Consider the following 17,794-nt stretch of genomic DNA (forward strand, 5'->3'; position numbering starts at 1 on the left):
CGATTTTCTACCGCGAAACGCCCGCTGCTGCAAGCCAATCGCGCCATGAGGGACCGCCTCGCGATCCTTCGATGGTCGCACCCCTGGTATCCGCGCCGGAGGGTTTTAGCATGACAGTCCTGAAACACCCGGCGCGTCCGGTCAGGGCCATCCACGTTCGCGGCGTCTTCGGCGATTGGCAAACAAGCTTTGCGGGCGACAACTGGCGTCCTGCCTTCCGAACCGAATGGGGAAGCCTGCAATCTGTATTGCGCGAAGTCGAATTTTCCAACGTGCGACAAGGGCTACCGATCATCGTCCATACCGAGGATTGGGAGGTTGCGATATGATCCCGCCACTCGACCCCTCTCGCGCGGCCACTGACGCTGCGCGGCCTACCGCAGTTCGGTGTGGACTGACACACGTGTCGGTCGGCCCCCTCGGTGATGATTGGACTGCTGTGTCATGGTCGCCCAAGAGTGGCCCGAACCCGCTCTGTTTGCCGCGTCCGTATGAACTCGCGGTGGATCATGCGCGGGCTTTCGTCGCCTTGCGCCCCCTCCGCTGTGTTCTCGACCTGCCCAATGGGCTGGGCGATATGGAGGGGCGCGGCCTTATCCACGTGGAGGCAAGGGGCGCCGCCGTTGAAATCGTCCACGAAAGCGCGAGCGGCAGTAGCTTCGCAATTCTGCACCGCTTCATGCTGGGCAATGAAAAGCGCGCTCTCCTTTTCGCCCTCGACAAGCTGACGGAATATCCGAACCGGAAGGGCGCCAGCCGCCTTGGGCGGGTGTCGGTATGATGGACTTCAATCAGCGAGTCTATCGTGGCGATAGCCAGAGGCCTCAGCCTCTCGACCTGGACGCGATACGCGCCGACCATCCCCTTCCGGCAGTTGTCGCCAATGCCGGTGTCAAGCTGCAGCGAGCCGGAGCGGAATGGAAGTGTTGCTGCCCGCTTCATAGCGACCGCACTCCCTCGTTCACGATCTTCGACAATGGGCGGCGGTGGTGGTGCTTCGGCTGCGGTGTGGGCGGTGATGTGCTGGACTTCATCCAGGCGCTGCACGGTGTCGGGCTGCGAGAAGCTGCAGCGATGTTGGGTGAGCATGGCACCCCTGCAGTATCGCTGCCTACAAGACCGGCGGAGGAAACCGGCGACCGGACTGGCGAAGCACGGGAAATCTGGCGCGCCGCCTCTCCCGTGAAAGGCACGCCAGCCGAAAGCTACCTGCGCTCGCGCGGTATCACGGTAGACCTCCCGCCTTCGCTGCGGTTCACCTCGATCCCCTACGGCAAGCGCGGTGGTGCAATGCCCTGCCTTGTCTGTTGCATACAGTCGCCCGATGGCCCGGTTCAGGGCATCCAGCGCGTCTATCTTGCGCCGGATGGCTCTGGAAAGGCCGATGTGCCGAAACCCAAGCTGTCGCTTGGCAAGGTGGCGGGGGGTGCCCTGCGTCTCGCCCCACTTGATGGCAAGGAACTCGTCGTAACAGAGGGCCCGGAAGATGGCCTGACGCTGTTGCAAGAGCTTCGTCGACCGGTCTGGGTGGGATGTGGAACATCCATGCTCCCTGCGATGCAATTCCCTTCCACGGTGCGCAGCGTAGCGATTGGTGGGGACAACGATGAGGCCGGGCGGACGGCGGTTGAAAAGGCCGCCCACACCTACGCCAGCCGGGGCCTGACGGTGCGGTCATTCTTCCCGCCGGAAGGCAGCAAAGACTTCAACTCGTTTCTGAACAAGGAGGCCGCGCAATGACGGCTCAATCTATCCAGTCGCGTTTCGACGAGGGCGAACGTGTAAGCATATGGCCGGTCCCGGATATGTCGGTGCTCAATGCCGGTCGTCGTTCTCCGGTGCCCATGCCCACTGGCCTTTTCGGGGATGCCTTCTCCCTGCTGGCCGATATCGCGGAAGGGACCAGCACGCCGCCCGATTATCCCGCGATTGCATTTCTCACTGCCTGCGCCAGCCTGATCGGCGGCAAGCGGCGAGTTCGTCCGTATTCTACTGCGTCCTGGGCTGAGCCTTGCATAATCTGGGCCGGTGCCGTTGGAGACCCCAGTTCGCGCAAGTCTCCTGCCCTCGACACGGTGACCGAACCCCTTCGCAATATCGAGCGGGATCATGCCGAGAATCATAAGTCCGCCCTGCGAACGTGGCAAGAGAACATGGAGGCCGCGAAGGCCACCAAGAAGAACTGGCAGGACAAGCTGTCGAAGGCTGTGAAAGAGAACCTGCCGCCACCATCGATGCCGGACGGTGCTGAAGAGCCGCAGGAGCCTGTTCGTCGCCGCACGGTAATCATGGATGCGACTCCGGAGGCGGTTGGGGCCATCCTGGGAGGCAATCCGCAAGGCACGCTCCACTTTCGCGACGAGCTCGCCGGGTGGCTGGGATCATTCGAGCGCTACAGTCCGGGCGGGCGAGAATTCTGGCTAGAAGCCTACGGCGGTCGCGCGTTTACGATCGACCGGAAGGGATCTGCCAAGGGGCCGATTATCATTCCGTTCAACGGCGTCTCGGTCTGCGGGGGCATTCAGCCTGCCAAGCTGGCCGATGCGCTGCTCTCGTCGCCTGACGATGGTCTGGTTGCCCGCTTCCTCTGGGCATGGCCGGACAAGTTGAGCGTGGTGCAGCGCCCTCGTCAGGCTGCCGATATCGGTGCGCTTGAAGGGGTCTATCGCCGCCTTGATGGTCTTTCGTGGGGTCAGGATAGCGAAGGTCGGCAGACCTACATCACCTTACCGCTGTCGGACAACGCGGCGGATATCTTCGAGCGCTGGCAGCAGGACAACGCGGCCCTCGATGATGACGCCTCGGCGCTGTTCAAGTCCTTCGTCGGCAAGATGGACGGCACCGTTCTGCGCCTCGCGCTGGTTGCAGAACTGATCGCCTGGGCATGGAACGGCAGCGCGGAGCCGCGCGAAGTCTCGGCCACATCGCTGATCGCAGCGGCAGAATGGGTGGACGACTATGCGAAGCCGATGGCTGAGCGGGTCTATGGCGATGCCGCCCTCCCCAAGGTGGAGCGCAACGCTTCAGTCTTGGCGCGCTACATCGTCAAGCAGGGCTTCGACCGGATCAACCTGCGTGCGCTCAAACGCTCCCCGCACAAAAGCAAGTTGTCGGGGCTGCGTTCCGGCGATGCGATGAACGCTGCGATCGAATGTCTGGTGGACGCGGGTTGGTTGCTTGCTGACCTGGCACGCGATGGCGAAGCACCCGGACGCCAGCGTTTGGATTATCTCGTCAACCCAGCCGTTCATGGAGGTGCATGATGAGCTGGAAAGAATATGCCGAAAGCATCCAGAGAGCCGGGGACGTTAGGGACAATAGGGACAGTAGGTGCGAAAGAGCGACTAGCGCCCCTCGCCCTTCCCCTGTGCCAAGGGTGGTTGCCGATAGCCTTTACCGCGAATGGGTGAAGGCATTGAACGCCATTGATCCCTGCGACCCGAACGACGGCTTCCCCCAAGAGCACTGGAGGCGGTTACACACCGCCTCTTTCTGGTGGCTTGAGGGCTACGGTAGGCAGGCAGCGCGTGACGGCTGGGTAACAGGGGACGTGTTCGGTCTCCGGAAAGGTTGTGAGCGAAGGGGCGGACTGATCGACCAGATGGACGGTTGCCGCGCTTTGGTAATGGAGGGCCGTCGGGCGCGCTGGCGGTCCTATGGCGTGGCCTTCAGCTATGCGGCTGGGGCATATCCTGATCTGCCTGCTTGGTGGTCGGTTTGAGGATATCCGCAATCACACGGGTCAAAGCGACTGCAATCGGTTTCGGCGCGGCTCAGTCCAATTCGACCTGCTTGCCGAAGGACTTGCGCATTTGTGCTTCCCAAAGACTGAAGTCTGCCCTTTCAAGCACAGCGATCTCGCCGCTCGCACGATTAAGACTTACTGCGATGCGGGCCAGCCGGACTCTCCCGAAAGCTGTTCTGTAAATCGCCGCGCCATAAATGAAGGCGATCAAGCTGTCGTGACCAATCTGTTGGGCCCCGCCGCCGAAAACGTATGAGCTGTCAGCACCAATAAGTGCGTTGGTGGCATAATCGGTATCGCTCAACACTAGATTTATCGGCCCCTGTGGTGGGGCATCGCTGGCGCACAAGTCGGCAATCAAAATGACAACGCCGGTTCGTCCCATATTTCGCAAGGAAACCGTGACAACGTCTTGTGAATTTTGAACGATCTTCGGCACGAGGAAACCAGACTCAGCAGTTTGAAAGAGGGAGACGCTAGCCTCCGCGGCTTTAGAAGCAGCGCTTGCCGCGAACGCGGCCCAGGCCGTAAAGCTAATCGTTATGATGAGCGCCACGATCTCGAAGAAAGTCAGCCATAGTTGGCTAGCCGCGAGGCTGTTAGATTGGTCTGTAGCGCCAACCATCGCCCATTGAGCGCACAGATCGGCGTCTTCCCTGTTTTCGGGTGCCGAGCATTTGGGCTCATACCTTTGAGGAGATGTCTCGCTGTTATTGGTTGCTTTCGGGAGCCTCGCCTCTCTGGCGGGCTGATAAGATTGCTGGGTTGTATTGGCTTCTTCAATCGCCCGCAAAAGGTTATAACCGGTGTATGATCCGCCACCGATTACCGCTATTCCTGCGACGAGCAAGACGATACGCCAATAGCGCTTAAACATAATATCAGAAGCACCCCTGTGAGCTTGCCCAGCTTGATTATGGTCCGGTTTCTTGCAGAGTGTCTACCTTCGTCGAACAAAAACGCGAAGTTGCGTTGTCAATTAATTGGAAGGCTTCTGAAGAGGCACGACAGCGGAGCGCCTAAATGATAATTGCGGGTAAGGGATATGCCGGAATTATGTTAGCGATGTCCGCGATTGCCGGGTGTGGCCCGAGGGACGGCGACTCAAATGTTGTGATGGCCGATAGCAGTACATCATCGGCGGAAGAGACGATGAGTAGCGGCCCGCGCCCTGCTAAGAACGATCGTAGGCATATCACACAGTCGGAAAATGAGATGGCTAGCGAGCCATCGGACATTGAGCCTGGCCTATCCATGCCGGCCCCTGCCTCAGTCGAGCGCGTGGAGCTTGTCGAAGCAGGGCAACGTAGCCCAGGGCGCGCATTCACTTCGATAGCAGCTTGCGAGAGAGCTAAGGAAGCGTTGGCGAAACACGACGAGGAAACTTGCGATCCGCGTGCGCTTCTTTGCGTGCCAAATCAGCGGACTTGTGTGTCTCTCGATTGATTTGAGAAGGTAAGGCAAACTGGGTGATGCTTACAGCACCATCGCAGCGGCAATCGCCCCCATTAGCGTCTCGATCGGCACCGGCACGTTGCTCGACCGATAGCCCGGGTTCATCGCGAACCGCTCGCCGTACTGCTCGATCCAGTGGCGGCCGTTCAGCCGCCAGGCGCGCTGCAGGGGCGCCACCGGTAAGAGATAACAACGGCGGCTGGGAGCGAAGGCATAGGCAATAAAATCACAAGCCAGAGGCTTCTGTATCCAGCCAGGCTTGCCTCGCTGCGCGTCGCTCCAACGCTCTAGCAGGATATCAGGCCAGTCGTTCATGCGGACCTTCTCGTCGACCGTATAGACCCGGCCCGACGCGAGAGTAATTACCCGGTCGATACCGCCGCGCTGTGCCCATCCGTCCTGTCGGACGCTAACGGCGCTGATCATCGTAGGGAAGGCGCGCAGGTAGAGTTCATGCCACCATGGCGCATCGGTGAACTTTTCGGACAGGGCGAGGCTATCCCGGAATTCGTGTATCTTCGGCACGTTAAAGCGCCCCGACGATGAAGCCGGGGCGCTGCTGGTTTGTTGGAAGCGGCTCGCCATTATCGCGCCTGTTTCACCGATCACCCTAGAAGGCGTCGGTAGTCCTCCACGGTCTGCGCGACATAGGACCAAGACCAAGATTGGGTGCCGCCGTGGCAAGGCTCTAGCACCTTATCCAGCTTCCAGCGCAAAGCCTCTGCGTCGGGCGCTGGCATGTCCAACAAGGCGCTTTGTGCATCGCAGAACACATCGCAGAGACGTTCCAATTCGTCGTGCGCTGCGTGGTAGTCGTGGGCCTTGGCGACAACCTCGCGCCGCTTCTCGTCGTATTGAGCGGTCCCTTTCGTCACGCCGTTAGAGCGCAAGCGCGCTTCTAAGGCATCCTCCAAGGGCTGCACCACGTTGCGATAATACGCGTCGCAGGCCGCGTCGGCTTCCTGCATCTTGCGCATGGCCGCGTCCCATTCGGTGCGGTCGGCTGGCGCTGCTGCTACGCTGGCGGGAATGGTGGAGGCCGCGACAAGCGCGGCGCTTCCGGTGATGAATTGGCGACGGTCGGTCATGCTGCTTCTCCCGCCAGACGGGCCATGTCTTGCGCAACAATCTCGAAAGCATCGCCGCTTAGATCGCGGTCGTTCCAAACTTCGTCGCGTTCGATCATTTCGACCTTAAAGAGAGCGGCGGCAAGATCGGGCGCTGGAGTATTGGCCAATGCCACCTGCGCTTTCCAGAGGGGGCGATAGAATCGCTCTGTGGTCTGCTCTTCCTCGCGCACAACTCGGTCGATTGCAGTCTCCCATTCGGCCAAGGCTTTGGGGGGGGCGTCCTTACGCCAGTTGCGGCCAAACTTGAACTCTAGGTCCAATTCAATCCGGTCAGATGCCTCACGCAGTTTCGCGGGTGCGCCATATTCCTCCCATGCGCGGGATAGCGCTTGCAGGCGAAGGTAGTCCGCAAGGCGCTTGTCCCATTCGGTCCGGTCGGCGGACAGGTTAGTGATTGCGCTTGTCGCGGCCTGCGCAAGCATCGAGGCGTAGCCGTTCTGGGGGTGCCAGTTGTTGCCAATGTAAGTCATGCTGCGCCTCCCGCGTCCAGCTGCTTCGCTGCTCGAAGTATATTCGCAATCTTCGTCTCGCGGGCGGCAAGCGATGGGAGCGCCTTGGGGAAGGCGATGATCTGCGCGCAAGCCGGAACGGCGCGGCTGTTCGCTTCCTCGATGATGGTTGTGCATTTGCGCTGAGTCCAGCGTGCCAGCTTCATGGCTTGATGAATGTCGAGCGAGATTGTTACCTCGTCGTTGCCGCTGGGTATAGTGATAGTGATACGGTCGCCGTCCTGGTTGGCGAACGGTTCATCCGTGGCTAGTATGTGCATAGTCGTGCCCTTTCAGAGAGGGTGAGATTAGCGGCGGGTGGAAAGGTAGTAGCTTCCGCTCGCCGCGCCTCGGCTTCATGCCTTGGCTGATAGTTTTCTAACAGTCCGTTTGATTGACAGTCAAGCCCTGTTGTTATATTTCTATCACCCATGAATGGAAAACAATGCAGGATGGCGCGGGCTGGCCTTGGCCTTTCGCCGCAAGACTTGGCCGACCGCGCGGGTGTCCATTATATAACCTTGCGTCGGCTCGAAGCTGGCGAAGGGGTTTCGGAAGACACGCGCGGGAAGATTGAAAAGGCGCTCGCTGATGCTGGCGCAACCTTCTCAAAGCGCGGTGGCCGGATCGGCGCGACGGTGCCGGAATAATTCTAGCGGTCTAAGCGCGGTCGTCCCGCTCGTCTGCTACGTCTGCGAACCTGCCAAGCGTGCGCAGATATTGTCGGTCGCCAAGATACCACGGCGCGACGGTCGCAAAGACAACTAGGCCCACGACAACCTGCGCAGTCTCTCCGGCTCCAAGAAACTCTAGCGCAGCTTCGGTTAGCGCCGCCAACAGGCCAGCGCCGACGACGAACAAACCAATGAAGGCGAGAAGCCAGAGGCCGCGCTTCCAGCGCTCCACGGCGCGAAATACTGGCGAGGGGCTGTCGAGGCTCTTGCTACGGTCCACGGCGTTTCTATGCCACAACTGCGGGCGGCGGTCTATTGGCTGTCCTGCTCCCGTAGTGCCAGGATAATTGCCTTTCGTGCACGGTGTGAATGGGAAGCGCAGTGGCGGCTTTCCCACGGTTCACGCCGAAAGCGGAAATTCAGCTAACGACCCGTTAGCGGACCAAACGAATTTGGGTTAAAGCCCAGTATGCCTCTACGTATTCGGACCTTTTCTCCTCTGCTCCTGCTGCCAGCTTTGTCCAGCTGTAGCTATGCCTATGATCTACTGGCCGTGATGATTGATGGACAGTTGGCCTTCGTGGTGGATACCTCATCCGACTATCAGCCAGACTGCCTGAACAGCATCGACGTCCAAGCTGATGATGATGGACCGCCAGCGTCACCAGCACCCGGCGATGACAGACGACTTGTCGAGAATGGCAACGTTTACTGGTGGGATTACAGAGATGTCCGCTCTTGCGAGGATGGCTTTCCGATTTTCTACGGACGCCCACTAACCGGCCCTCGGGCCGAAAACATCGGTTATGTGAGTGCGAAGCCGTTGAAGACAGGAGTGGTCTATAGTGTGGGCACCTCGGGCGAAGGGGCTTACGGCTTCGGCTGGTTTCAGATCCTACCCAATGGTGAGATCAAGAATTATCAGAGCGACCCAACTCCGCCACTCCGCGACGACGAAGGCTATCTCGTGGAAGGGCGGTCGGACACTTCGAGCTAAGGTCCGCTTCCCACCCATCTCGGACATTCCGCCCGAAAATGCTGCATCTCGAAAGCAGACATTCCCATAAAATCACTTGGAATCATCGACTTATCCGTTTCTGCTAACCGCAAATAGCTGCGTGAACCGGACTATCAACTCTGAATGGCTGCTTTTGAAAAAATCACGCCGAAACCGGACATTCTGCTAACGACCGAGTGCGGACATTGTTGACGTGCAACTGGCGAGTTATTGTACGGCTAATGACTTTTTCCAAGCACCTCATCTTAGGTCTCGTCGGAGCACTTTCAGTCACTGCCTGTGATGACGACGATGCGGCGGTATCTCGTAGCTTGGTTGACGCCGGATTTTGGCAGTCGAAAGATGTTTCCGCAGACGAGGCGATCGAAGTATTTTGGAACTTGGGCGGAGGCCTCAATGACGAACCTACGCACATCCTCTCATATCAGATCGGGCCAGGAAACACGCTGAAGGTTGCCCACCTTGAACGATTGGGTGCAACAGACCGGACCATCGCCGAAGAAGTGTTTCAGTTACCGGCAAATGTGGCGGACAATGCCAGAACTCAGTTATGGCGCCTTCGACCGAGGAAACTTGGGAGCTTCGATGACCCTAGTATGTTCGTTCGACCAATCGGTTGCGAGCCTATTAGCGCACACGATGTTGCAGAACTGAACGTCGCTTTCCTGAACGATAATGATACCTCGCAGGTCACTGAGGATGACCTGATGGCACTTTTTGAACTTCCCAGCAGGAGAAGTTGCGACAACGATCATGCGAGACAAGCTCGACAGCTACTTTCGAGGGTGATCGAAGGACTTCCAAAATCGCGCGTGACAAGAGATTTCCTCGAAGTGGACAAATGACTGCTTTCCACCCATTAGCAGACCTTCGACAGCGCGGGCGATCCACCCAAGACCGGACTGGCAGCTTTGCCACGGTGGAGCCGAAAGCAGCCTGTCAGCTAACGACCCGATTGCAGTCATTCATCGCGCAGGGCAGACTACGCTCATGGGCAAACGATCTGGCGTTCCTCACCGAGCTGAAGAGTTGGCCGCACTCACAAACGAAGAGTTGCAGTCGGAGTTAGAGCGTTCGCGCGCGCGATTGAACATCGCACCTTCCGCCAAAATGGCGAAGCTGTGGCACAAACGAATCCATTGGCTTGAGAGTGCGATTGCTTCTCGGTCTAAATGACCGCTTTCCACCCTACATTCGGACATTCAGCTTTCTAATTCGCCACGCCAAAAGCAGTCATTCCCTATCGCGTAGCGCCAGGACGATCTCCGGGCACAGGTTGCGCAACTCGATTAGCGCCATGTAGGCTTCGCCCCTTACCTGAAACAGACCGTTGTGGACCCCTGCCTCGGGGAAGGTCTTGCACCTGTCGAAAGCATTTTGGACGCGGTGGGCGAGTTCTCTGCTCATGCGTAGCCAATGCCGCAAAGGCACGATTCGGGAAAGAACAAAGCGAGGACGGGAAGCGTTAGGCCGTTAAGTAGCGTGGTGGGAAAGCTTTGGGCAAAGTTGGTGCGAAAGGAAGCGCCATGCATCGAACAATCCATTGCACGCCCATCAAGTTTCATGCGCCCCAGAAGCTAGTGGACGCCATACATGAGGAAGCCGCCCGACAAGGGATGAACCTCTCGGAATTCATGCGTTCTATCGCGCGTGAAAAGGTGGGGCTCAACTGATGCTTATCGACTACGGCCAAGCGCTCCTCGCTGGGAAGACCCTTGTCCCTGGCTATCACGAGATGCAGCAAGAGCGCGAACGCTCCACGCAGATGGCACTGCTTAACGAGCGTGCCCGACAGGAGATGAAGATCGCACTCGCGAACCAGCAGCGCGAAGAGGACTATCTCGCCGATGCTGCAATTACGTTCCAGAACCCTACCGCGGAGAGCGTCGCTAAACTCCATGCTCGCTACCCCCAGCACTCGCGAGCGATTGCAACGGCCTGGGAAGCGCGCGACGAAGAGACACGACAGAACGAACTGACGCAGTTGTCGACCATCGTTCAACGCATTCGCATGGGCAACATCGAGGGTGCCGCGCAATTTGCTCGCCAGCGATACGAGGCCGATGTCGAGGCAGGGACCGCCGATGATGGAGACCTCTTTGTTGTCCGTGCCTTGGAAAGCGGTGATCCCGATGCGGTTGCGCGCGTTGCGAACGGCCTTCTCATCGAAATGTCGGCGGCGGTAGGTCCGGAGCGCTTCGGTGCAACCTGGGAGAACCTGCGGCAGGAAGAGCGCCAGCAGGATCGTCATGCTGCGGTGTTGGCCAAGGATGAAGCCGAAGCTGGGGTCGCTGCGGCAGAGGCAGCAGCCGCGCCACAATACTACGGTGCGCGGGCCGAACGTGAGGCGGCGAACGCCGATATCGCTGAAAGTGATGCCCGGTTTCGCGATCAGGAAAACCAGTCGGAGATCGCAAACCGGAACGCGCGAACCGTTGCCACCACACGCCGCGATGCCAGAGCAGCGGCAAGAGCAAGTGCACCGCGCGGAACGTCTCGCCCACGCCGTCCGACCTATTCGCAGTATGCCAGAAATGCTGATGGGGTTCGCATCGGGTTCAACACTGCAACGGGCGAGTGGGAAAGGGTCAACTGATATGGGACTTATCTCGCGCGAACTGTTGGCTATGTGCGGCATGGACCCAGATGACCCGAACGCCATCAAGAAGAGGGCGGCTGAACTGGACCGGCTAGACCGCGCTCCGGTGAAGGTTCTCGACCCCTGCGGCGATAGCCCTGCGACGGTGCATTGATGGCCAGCGCTGCAACGCCTCCCACCGGTTTCGTGCTTGAGGAAGAACCACGCGCGACCCGACGCTCCGACGCCCCGCCACCTCCGCCGGGGTTTGCTCTGGAAGTCGATAGGCCTGATACGCCGGAACCGGACGCCCGGCGCACACCTGCCCGCGTCATTACCGGTGAAGTCGTCGACGGTGACACGATCCGAAGCGATGGCCCGAACGTGCGCCTGTGGGGTGTCGACGCGCCGGAACTGAATCAGCCGGGGTGGAACAGGGAGGGTGAACGGGTGCCTGTCGGGGAAGTGTCTCGCGATGCGCTGGCCGCATACCTGGCGCAAGGCACTCCCCTCATGGGCGATACTGCAATGGAGTCTTGGGGGCGACCTGTCGCACCAGTGACGGTTGATGGCAGGGATGTAGGCCGGGACATGCTGCGCTCTGGCGACGCCTTCGCCGCGCCCGATTACCTGTCTGCCGACCCTGATCGTCGTTTCGATTATGTAGGCGCTGAACGGCTCGCTCGCCTCAATCGGCTGGGCGTGCATGGTGTCCAGACGCAAGACCCTGCCGACTACCGGGAGAATGGCGAGCTCACGCCGGAACAGCGCAGGCGCGGGCACTCATGGTTCAACCAGACGCCTTTCGAGGGACTGACGGAGGAAGGCCGGACGCAGTGGCTGGGCGTCCTGCGAACGGGCACGGCAGACGAGATTGCAGCGAAGGCGCGCGAACTCGGCTTCACGATTGATGAAGATCGAAACCGTGACTGGGTAGCGTGGCGCGACAACGAGCGCTCGGCTGGCCGGGAGCCTGTCATTGACCGCGTGCTTTACGAGCGGGAGGTGCCCAAGCCTCTGATCGATGGCGGCGGCGGGCAGCTAGGCGCTGGCGTGCGCGGCTTTGGCGACGAGTTTGTTCTAGGCGGACTTGGTGAAGTCGGCGCGGTGGTCGATGCGCTGGGTGGCACGGAAGGCCGCGAAAACATCTGGAATAGTGATCGCCGCCTTGCCGACATTTGGCACAACAATAATGACCAAAACGCTGCAATACTCGGCTACGATTCCGCGAACTATCCCGTCACCTCCACTACCAGCCGGATCGGCGGCGCGCTCACTTCGGGCTTTGTCTTGCCGTATGCCCAAGGGATGCGCGCCCGGAACCTCGCGGCTTATGGCGCGGGCTATGGCGCTACTTCCGGGTTCCTCGGCACTGACGGTTCGCTAGGGGACAGGCTAACGGGTGCAGCTATCGGAACGGCGGTGGGTGCCATTGCTGACCCTGCACTTGCCAAAGGCCTCGATCTGGCTGCGCCCTTCGTGGCGCGCGGTGCGCGTGCTGTGAGTGATCGCGTCCGTGGTGCTGGCACAAGTCGCCGCGCCGTGGAAACCACAGGCAGCGAAGCGGCGATGAACAATGCCCTCGATCTGCCGCAAGGCAAATTGCCGCCCCTTCCTGCTGGCGCTCGCTTGAACACTACCGCAGCGATGGCCGATGATCTGGGCGAAGCAATCTCGGCCCCTGTGCAACGTCCGCAGCGCCTAGACCAGCCGTTAGAAGATCCAGCACGCCGGGAGATTGCCGACAACATCAACCCGCGTGATGTGCTGCCCATGCCGTCCAACCGGGTCGATGGGGTGGAGGAAGCGGCAAGCATCGACGCTGGCCGTTACGCGGAAGCGCGGGCACCGAACGAACGGGACGAATTGCAGCGCCGCACTGTGCGCAACGTCATGGGGCGCGAAGTGCCCAAGGTCGGCCCGATTGATCTGGTGGGCTGGCTGCGCCTTCGTGGCGGTCTGCGTGAAGAGAACGGCGAACTTGCCAGCTTGGGCATTACGAACAACGCTGCACGCCGGGGAATGGATTTCGCAGGGCAGGAAATGCGTTTTGGCCCGATGCTGGCCGATGACGGCATGACCCTCGATGATGCCGCGTTTGCCGCATGGGAGGAAGGCTACTTCCCGGAACTGTCAGAGCGGCCCGATGTGAACACGTTTCTTGAGGCGCTGGGGGAAACCTACAACGGCGGCTCCGGTCGGCGCTTCCATGTTGACGACTTCGCGGAACTCGATGCTTACTATGGCAGGCAGACCGAACGCCTCGACCTGGAGCAACAGCGTTATGAAAACGGGGAACCCGTCTATGAGGACCGGGCCGTTGCCGCTGCCGCAGACCAGCCGTTCCCGCCCGTGGAAGCCTATGAAGAATGGCCTAGCGATGCGATTGGCCGCGTGGGCAACATCGACGTTACGCGCCTCGATACTCCGCAGGACATTCGCCGCGCCCTGAAAACTTCTCACAATGCCTTGGGCGGATTTGATGCCGCCACACGCGGGCGCATTACCAACGCAGAAACCGAACGGCTGGCCTCCGAACTGAACATGACGGCGGACCAACTGCTAAAGCGTCGTCGCGGGCAGGCGTTCAATGCAGAGGAAGCCTTGGCCGCTCGCCGCATACTGGCGAAGTCTGGCAACGAACTGGTGAACACTGCACGGCGCTTGCGTCAGATGGGCGACAATCCGGGGAGTGAAGCAGAAGCAGAGTTTCGCAAGAAATGGATGCGCCACGTTGCCATTCAGGAACAGGTCGCGGGCATGACGGCGGAAGCTGGCCGGGTGCTGCAACAATTCCGGCAGGCGGCGAACAGCCGGGAAGTGCGCGGCGATGTGCTGGAAGCCCTTATCCGTGGTGGTGGCGGCTCGAGGCGGATGCAGGAAGCTGCCGATGCCCTGATTGATATGGCCGAAACGTCACCGGGCAAATTCAACGCCTTTGCTGAAAAGGCAATGAAGCCCAAATGGCGCGACAAGATCAGCGAACTTTACATTAATTTCCTGCTCTCCAATCCGCCTACGCATGTCGTGAACATGGTAAGCAACACGCTTACGGCGCTCGCGCAGATTCCCGAATATGCGACCGGGGCGGCTATCGGTGCAGCTCGTCGCGCTGTGATGCGCGATCGGGCGAAGGATGCGATCCGTGCCAGTGAAGTCGGCGCTCGCACCATCGGACTGTTGCAGGGGGCCAAGGAAGGCGCTCGCCTGTTCGCCCGCGCGCTTCGCTCTGGCGAGCCTGACGACTTCGTATCCAAGGTCGAGGGCGATCAATACAACGCTATCAGCGGACTAAAGGGCGAGGTTATCCGCGTGCCGACGCGCCTGCTCACGGCGGAAGACCAATTCTTCAAAGGCATTGCTCGCCGGATGGAACTCAACGGGCAGGCTGCGCGCATTGCCAGCCGGGAAGGGCTGCGCGGCGATGCGTGGGACGCCCGCGTTGCGGAACTGGCCGCGAACCCGACCGATGAAATGCTGCAACGCTCGCTGGACTATGGGAAATATCTCACGTTCCAGACCAAGCTGGGCGAGACCGGGCGGCATGTGTCGGGTTTCGCGCAATCCAACATTCTCGCAAAGGTGGTGCTGCCCTTCGTTCGCACGCCCATAAACCTGATGAAGTTTGCAACGGAGCGGTCGATTGCAGCGCCGCTCCTGGGCGAATGGCGGGCGGACTTCCGGGCAGGTGGTGAGCATAGGGACTTGGCCGTTGCCAAGATGCTGCTCGGCACCGGGTTTGCAACGCTGTTCTATGAAGCTGCGCTTGAGGGCCGGATTACCGGAGGCGCTCCCCCTGACCCCGCCAAGGCTCGGTTGATGTATGCGGACGGCTGGCAACCCTACTCGATCCGCGTTGGCGACCGCTGGATTTCCTATTCTCGGCTTGACCCGTTCTCCACCACGATTGGCGTTGCTGCCGACATGGCGACGCTGCCCGATGGTTTGAGCGACAGGCAAAAGGACGACAAAGCAATGCTCCTCGTTGCCTCGATCTTGGGCAACCTTGCTAGCAAGACCTGGCTCTCTGGTGTCTCGGCATTCAGTGAAGCACTGATGGAGCCGGGGCGCTATGCGGACAACTGGCTGCAACGCACGGCTGGCGCTTTTGCGGTACCCGCTGGTGTGGCTGGCGTGACGCGCGCTGTTGATCCTGTGATGCGGAATACAGACAGCGTTGGCGAGGCGATACAAGCCCGCGTGCCGGGTATGTCCAGCGGCCTGATGCCGCGCCGCGATGTGTTCGGGGAGCCTATCGAGTTTGACAGTCTCGGCCCGGACTTCGTGTCGCCGTTCTGGCAATCGCAGGCGCAAGACGATCCGGTCGTGCGGGAAATGCTGCGCATCGGAAAGAGCGTTAGCGCGCCTGGTCGGCAATACACCGAAGATGGCGAACGGGTGGATTACACGCCGGAAGAATATGACCGCTATTCCGAGATTGCGGGTCGCCTGACCTACAACGCGCTGCTCGGTGAGATTGCTTCGCCGCGATGGCAGAACGTAAGCGACAAACATCGACATAAGCTGGCCACCGACGCGATCCGAGAGGCCCGTGCAACCGCTCGTAGCGTGATTGACGATATGTCCTACGAGCTACCGGAACGCGGTGCGGTGCCTGAATTGATGCCAGCCGATACGCGGGCGGAGCCTGCCCCTCTCCCGACGGGGTTCTCCGCCGACGGTGTTCCTGCACCTCCTCCCGGCTTCACGGTGGAATGATGGAGGAGGAACCGAAAAAAACCGGGCGGAAACCGGATGGCACGTTCGCGCCAGGTAACAAGATGGGCGGTCGCCCACCGGGTTCGCTGAACAAGACGACACTGGCCGTTCGGGAACTGCTGGATGGTGAAGCGGAAGCCCTGACGCGCAAGGCTATTGATCTTGCGCTTGCGGGTGATGGACGTGCACTGCGCCTTTGTCTGGACCGCATAGCGCCGCCACGGAGGGACGGACCAATTGAGTTCGAACTTCCCCCAATAAAGACGATGGAAGACGCAGCGAAAGCATCTGCGGCGCTGTTGGATGCGGTGGCGGCTGGTGAAGTCACGCCCGATGAAGCGGGACGCGTGATGGCGTTACTCACCGCTCATAAGCAGCTTGTCGAAAGCGGTGACTTGGAAGCCCGGATTGTGGCCTTGGAGAATAGACAATGAGAAACCTAGAAAAGCGCGTGTCCGAACTTGAAATGTCCCGCGTAGATGGAAGGGCAGAAGTCCTGGTTGATCGTTGCGCAATGACAGATGCGGAGTTGGTGGCTTTCGATGAAGCTGCTCGCCGGTACCGCGAAGTCGGCCCCCGCAAGATGCAAGACCACGAGTTGCGGGCGATCTTCAACGCGCCGCGTGTCGATGCGATGCCTTTGGTTGCTGTTCAATGACGGGCTTAAGGAAGCGTCTGCAATTGCTAGAACAGGGCAATTCCGGAATTGTCTGCATTCCGCTGGGCGAGGGTGAAGCGCCGGAGAGTGCCGCCGCCAAATACGAGCGGCGGACCCCTTCCACCGGAAAACAAACTATCGTGTGCCTGACGGCGCTCGATCTCGCCCTTTAGCCCGGCTGCTCTGCCGGGCACGGTATGGGGCTACTGTCCCATTCGTCCCTATTGTCCCGCCTGCCATTCTCGCAGCGGCAACGATCTGGCGGGAACCGAAAAGCCTGATACGCTATCGTCTCGCTTTTGGATCACAAACCCATCCGAGTCTCCTCAATTGAGCGTTCCTATTGACCATCACTACCTGCCTCAATTTTACTTGAGGCGTTGGACCCGAGGAGAGAAGCTTTATCGGTATGTGCGCCCACGGAAGGGTTCCGCCATACACCAAAAGAAGGTGACACCCGCAGCGGTCGGCTATCAACCACATCTATATGCTTATTCGGACGGAACCGACGAAGCGGATCGGCAGAGGCTCGAAACACGTTTTTTCCAACTTATAGACGACCGTGCCGCCGCTGCTCTGGCAAAAGTCGAAGAGGGGCAAAGAGGCACTGCAATTGACCGAGTTGGGCTGGTGCAATTTCTTCTCTCACTGCTCCATCGTAGCCCAACGCGCATTGAGCACCTGCGCGACGAACTGGCTGAGCGTATGAAATCCGTTCCGGGCTTCGATGCAAGCGACCCTGCCCAAATAATGAGGATTGCAGACAGTATAAACGATCTCTTGAGCGATCTAATTTCATCAAGAGATATGGTGCCCTTCGTGGCGGAGATGAGAGTCTTTCGTGTGGACGTAGAGGCCAAAGTGAAACTTCTGACGTGCGACATACCCCTAATGCAGTCACACGGGATCAAGAGGCCTGACGCATTTCTCATGCTGCCGTATGCGCCTAATCGACTTTTAATATTGGCGCATGATGAGCGCGTGGCGCTCTCTTTCTCCTCCCAGGAAAAGGAAGCACTCGCAAACGCAGTGAACGACGCGGTAGTGAAGCAAGCAAGACAGGTGGTGATCGCCTCCAACGATGAAGCACGAGCGTTCATAGAAGCGAGGTTTGATCCATTTTCACCGCCGCCGCCAGAAAACGGGCTTCTTACTTGGGCGGCGCCATAAGACAATGCGCCGCGGTCTATTGGATTGCTGGCGCATTTTAGCACGCCTCCCAGTAGCTCGGGCAGCACGGGTGTTGTCGTGAACGGCTTTCCGAACGTCATGTGGTAGTAAATGAGGGAGCGAACTGAGGCGGCCCCAAGATTCGCTAGATCATTCAAC

21 protein-coding genes are annotated in these 17,794 nt (G+C 59.7%); 14 read left to right on the forward strand and 7 right to left on the reverse strand.

The features are described from left to right. The first annotated feature begins 110 nt into the window (after window positions 1-110). From D2V07_RS16595 to D2V07_RS16610, 4 genes are all read left to right on the forward strand, one after another. Window positions 111-329: a hypothetical protein gene (locus tag D2V07_RS16595; protein ID WP_147367048.1), complete on the forward strand. Its 219-nt coding sequence runs from the start codon at window positions 111-113 to the stop codon at window positions 327-329. Window positions 330-502: 173 nt separating this feature from the next. Next, window positions 503-781 carry a hypothetical protein gene (locus tag D2V07_RS16600; protein WP_119588021.1) on the forward strand — a complete coding sequence of 93 codons (279 nt, stop codon included), beginning with the start codon at window positions 503-505 and terminating at the stop codon, window positions 779-781. Then, window positions 778-1,740: a DUF7146 domain-containing protein gene (locus D2V07_RS16605; RefSeq protein ID WP_233548485.1), complete on the forward strand. Its 963-nt coding sequence runs from the start codon at window positions 778-780 to the stop codon at window positions 1,738-1,740. Before D2V07_RS16600 ends, D2V07_RS16605 begins: the two co-directional genes overlap by 4 nt. Continuing rightward, window positions 1,737-3,263, forward strand: a complete 1,527-nt coding sequence (locus D2V07_RS16610; protein WP_119588023.1) for a DUF3987 domain-containing protein — start codon at window positions 1,737-1,739, stop codon at window positions 3,261-3,263. Before D2V07_RS16605 ends, D2V07_RS16610 begins: the two co-directional genes overlap by 4 nt. 510 nt (window positions 3,264-3,773) lie before the next feature. Here D2V07_RS16610 and D2V07_RS16620 read toward each other — a convergent pair. The 5 genes from D2V07_RS16620 to D2V07_RS16640 all read right to left on the reverse strand — a co-directional run bounded on the left by D2V07_RS16620 (window position 3,774) and on the right by D2V07_RS16640 (window position 7,099). Next, window positions 3,774-4,622 carry a hypothetical protein gene (locus D2V07_RS16620; protein ID WP_119588025.1) on the reverse strand — a complete coding sequence of 283 codons (849 nt, stop codon included), beginning with the start codon at window positions 4,620-4,622 and terminating at the stop codon, window positions 3,774-3,776. A gap of 599 nt (window positions 4,623-5,221) precedes the next feature. Continuing rightward, window positions 5,222-5,725 carry a hypothetical protein gene (locus tag D2V07_RS16625; protein WP_233548486.1) on the reverse strand — a complete coding sequence of 168 codons (504 nt, stop codon included), beginning with the start codon at window positions 5,723-5,725 and terminating at the stop codon, window positions 5,222-5,224. Between the two features lie 80 nt (window positions 5,726-5,805). Further along, window positions 5,806-6,288 carry a hypothetical protein gene (locus D2V07_RS16630; RefSeq protein WP_119588026.1) on the reverse strand — a complete coding sequence of 161 codons (483 nt, stop codon included), beginning with the start codon at window positions 6,286-6,288 and terminating at the stop codon, window positions 5,806-5,808. Then, entirely contained in the window at window positions 6,285-6,800 is a 516-nt protein-coding gene (locus D2V07_RS16635; protein WP_119588027.1) for a hypothetical protein, read from the reverse strand. Before D2V07_RS16635 ends, D2V07_RS16630 begins: the two co-directional genes overlap by 4 nt. Next, a complete protein-coding gene (locus D2V07_RS16640) occupies window positions 6,797-7,099 on the reverse strand; it encodes a hypothetical protein (protein WP_119588028.1) in 303 nt (100 codons plus the stop codon). Before D2V07_RS16640 ends, D2V07_RS16635 begins: the two co-directional genes overlap by 4 nt. A 171-nt stretch (window positions 7,100-7,270) precedes the next feature. Here D2V07_RS16640 and D2V07_RS16645 point away from each other — a divergent pair, with 171 nt between their 5' ends. Beyond that, window positions 7,271-7,468 carry a helix-turn-helix domain-containing protein gene (locus tag D2V07_RS16645; protein WP_267899769.1) on the forward strand — a complete coding sequence of 66 codons (198 nt, stop codon included), beginning with the start codon at window positions 7,271-7,273 and terminating at the stop codon, window positions 7,466-7,468. A gap of 10 nt (window positions 7,469-7,478) precedes the next feature. Here the strand turns inward: D2V07_RS16645 and D2V07_RS16650 are convergent, their stop codons facing one another. Next, window positions 7,479-7,772, reverse strand: a complete 294-nt coding sequence (locus tag D2V07_RS16650) for a hypothetical protein (RefSeq protein ID WP_147367049.1) — start codon at window positions 7,770-7,772, stop codon at window positions 7,479-7,481. A 273-nt stretch (window positions 7,773-8,045) separates the two neighbouring features. On the opposite strand from D2V07_RS16650, the gene D2V07_RS16655 reads away from it, so the two are divergent. Together D2V07_RS16655 and D2V07_RS16660 are read left to right on the forward strand one after the other, a co-directional pair. Beyond that, complete coding sequence (locus D2V07_RS16655; RefSeq protein WP_233548487.1) at window positions 8,046-8,489, forward strand: hypothetical protein; 444 nt, start codon at window positions 8,046-8,048, stop codon at window positions 8,487-8,489. Window positions 8,490-8,731: 242 nt separating this feature from the next. After that, complete coding sequence (locus D2V07_RS16660) at window positions 8,732-9,355, forward strand: hypothetical protein (protein ID WP_119588032.1); 624 nt, start codon at window positions 8,732-8,734, stop codon at window positions 9,353-9,355. 388 nt (window positions 9,356-9,743) lie between these two features. On the opposite strand, the gene D2V07_RS18615 is transcribed toward D2V07_RS16660, so the two are convergent. Continuing rightward, on the reverse strand, window positions 9,744-9,917 hold the full coding sequence (locus D2V07_RS18615; RefSeq protein ID WP_158586869.1) for a hypothetical protein: 174 nt from the start codon (window positions 9,915-9,917) through the stop codon (window positions 9,744-9,746). A gap of 119 nt (window positions 9,918-10,036) precedes the next feature. On the opposite strand from D2V07_RS18615, the gene D2V07_RS19170 reads away from it, so the two are divergent. The 7 genes from D2V07_RS19170 to D2V07_RS16690 all read left to right on the forward strand — a co-directional run bounded on the left by D2V07_RS19170 (window position 10,037) and on the right by D2V07_RS16690 (window position 17,635). After that, window positions 10,037-10,183: a ribbon-helix-helix protein, CopG family gene (locus tag D2V07_RS19170; protein ID WP_119588033.1), complete on the forward strand. Its 147-nt coding sequence runs from the start codon at window positions 10,037-10,039 to the stop codon at window positions 10,181-10,183. Then, window positions 10,183-11,106 carry a hypothetical protein gene (locus D2V07_RS16670; protein WP_119588034.1) on the forward strand — a complete coding sequence of 308 codons (924 nt, stop codon included), beginning with the start codon at window positions 10,183-10,185 and terminating at the stop codon, window positions 11,104-11,106. Before D2V07_RS19170 ends, D2V07_RS16670 begins: the two co-directional genes overlap by 1 nt. Before the next feature lie 156 nt (window positions 11,107-11,262). Then, window positions 11,263-15,807, forward strand: a complete 4,545-nt coding sequence (locus tag D2V07_RS16675; protein WP_119588035.1) for a thermonuclease family protein — start codon at window positions 11,263-11,265, stop codon at window positions 15,805-15,807. Beyond that, window positions 15,804-16,241: a hypothetical protein gene (locus D2V07_RS16680; RefSeq protein WP_233548488.1), complete on the forward strand. Its 438-nt coding sequence runs from the start codon at window positions 15,804-15,806 to the stop codon at window positions 16,239-16,241. Before D2V07_RS16675 ends, D2V07_RS16680 begins: the two co-directional genes overlap by 4 nt. Next, window positions 16,238-16,465 carry a hypothetical protein gene (locus D2V07_RS18440; protein ID WP_147367051.1) on the forward strand — a complete coding sequence of 76 codons (228 nt, stop codon included), beginning with the start codon at window positions 16,238-16,240 and terminating at the stop codon, window positions 16,463-16,465. Before D2V07_RS16680 ends, D2V07_RS18440 begins: the two co-directional genes overlap by 4 nt. A gap of 23 nt (window positions 16,466-16,488) precedes the next feature. Next, window positions 16,489-16,638 (forward strand): hypothetical protein, encoded by a 150-nt coding sequence (locus D2V07_RS18620; RefSeq protein ID WP_158586870.1) that lies wholly within the window; start codon window positions 16,489-16,491, stop codon window positions 16,636-16,638. A 157-nt stretch (window positions 16,639-16,795) separates the two neighbouring features. Next, the gene (locus tag D2V07_RS16690) at window positions 16,796-17,635 is read left to right on the forward strand and encodes a DUF4238 domain-containing protein (protein WP_158586871.1); all 840 of its coding nucleotides are present in this window, start codon (window positions 16,796-16,798) and stop codon (window positions 17,633-17,635) included. Window positions 17,636-17,794: the final 159 nt, after the last annotated feature.

It is taken from the genome of Aurantiacibacter zhengii, from assembly GCF_003584125.1.
GTDB lineage: Bacteria > Pseudomonadota > Alphaproteobacteria > Sphingomonadales > Sphingomonadaceae > Alteraurantiacibacter > Alteraurantiacibacter zhengii.

Bases quoted from the DNA above. Each gene is read 5' to 3' on its own strand.
- D2V07_RS16595 (WP_147367048.1), top strand. From the start codon at position 111: ATGACAGTCCTGAAACACCCGGCGCGTCCGGTCAGGGCCATCCACGTT.
- D2V07_RS16605 (WP_233548485.1), top strand. From the start codon at position 778: ATGATGGACTTCAATCAGCGAGTCTATCGTGGCGATAGCCAGAGGCCT.
- D2V07_RS16610 (WP_119588023.1), top strand. From the start codon at position 1,737: ATGACGGCTCAATCTATCCAGTCGCGTTTCGACGAGGGCGAACGTGTA.
- D2V07_RS16620 (WP_119588025.1), bottom strand. From the start codon at position 4,622: ATGTTTAAGCGCTATTGGCGTATCGTCTTGCTCGTCGCAGGAATAGCG.
- D2V07_RS16630 (WP_119588026.1), bottom strand. From the start codon at position 6,288: ATGACCGACCGTCGCCAATTCATCACCGGAAGCGCCGCGCTTGTCGCG.
- D2V07_RS16635 (WP_119588027.1), bottom strand. From the start codon at position 6,800: ATGACTTACATTGGCAACAACTGGCACCCCCAGAACGGCTACGCCTCG.
- D2V07_RS16640 (WP_119588028.1), bottom strand. From the start codon at position 7,099: ATGCACATACTAGCCACGGATGAACCGTTCGCCAACCAGGACGGCGAC.
- D2V07_RS16645 (WP_267899769.1), top strand. From the start codon at position 7,271: ATGGCGCGGGCTGGCCTTGGCCTTTCGCCGCAAGACTTGGCCGACCGC.
- D2V07_RS16660 (WP_119588032.1), top strand. From the start codon at position 8,732: ATGACTTTTTCCAAGCACCTCATCTTAGGTCTCGTCGGAGCACTTTCA.
- D2V07_RS18615 (WP_158586869.1), bottom strand. From the start codon at position 9,917: ATGAGCAGAGAACTCGCCCACCGCGTCCAAAATGCTTTCGACAGGTGC.
- D2V07_RS19170 (WP_119588033.1), top strand. From the start codon at position 10,037: ATGCATCGAACAATCCATTGCACGCCCATCAAGTTTCATGCGCCCCAG.
- D2V07_RS16670 (WP_119588034.1), top strand. From the start codon at position 10,183: ATGCTTATCGACTACGGCCAAGCGCTCCTCGCTGGGAAGACCCTTGTC.
- D2V07_RS16675 (WP_119588035.1), top strand. From the start codon at position 11,263: ATGGCCAGCGCTGCAACGCCTCCCACCGGTTTCGTGCTTGAGGAAGAA.
- D2V07_RS16680 (WP_233548488.1), top strand. From the start codon at position 15,804: ATGATGGAGGAGGAACCGAAAAAAACCGGGCGGAAACCGGATGGCACG.
- D2V07_RS18440 (WP_147367051.1), top strand. From the start codon at position 16,238: ATGAGAAACCTAGAAAAGCGCGTGTCCGAACTTGAAATGTCCCGCGTA.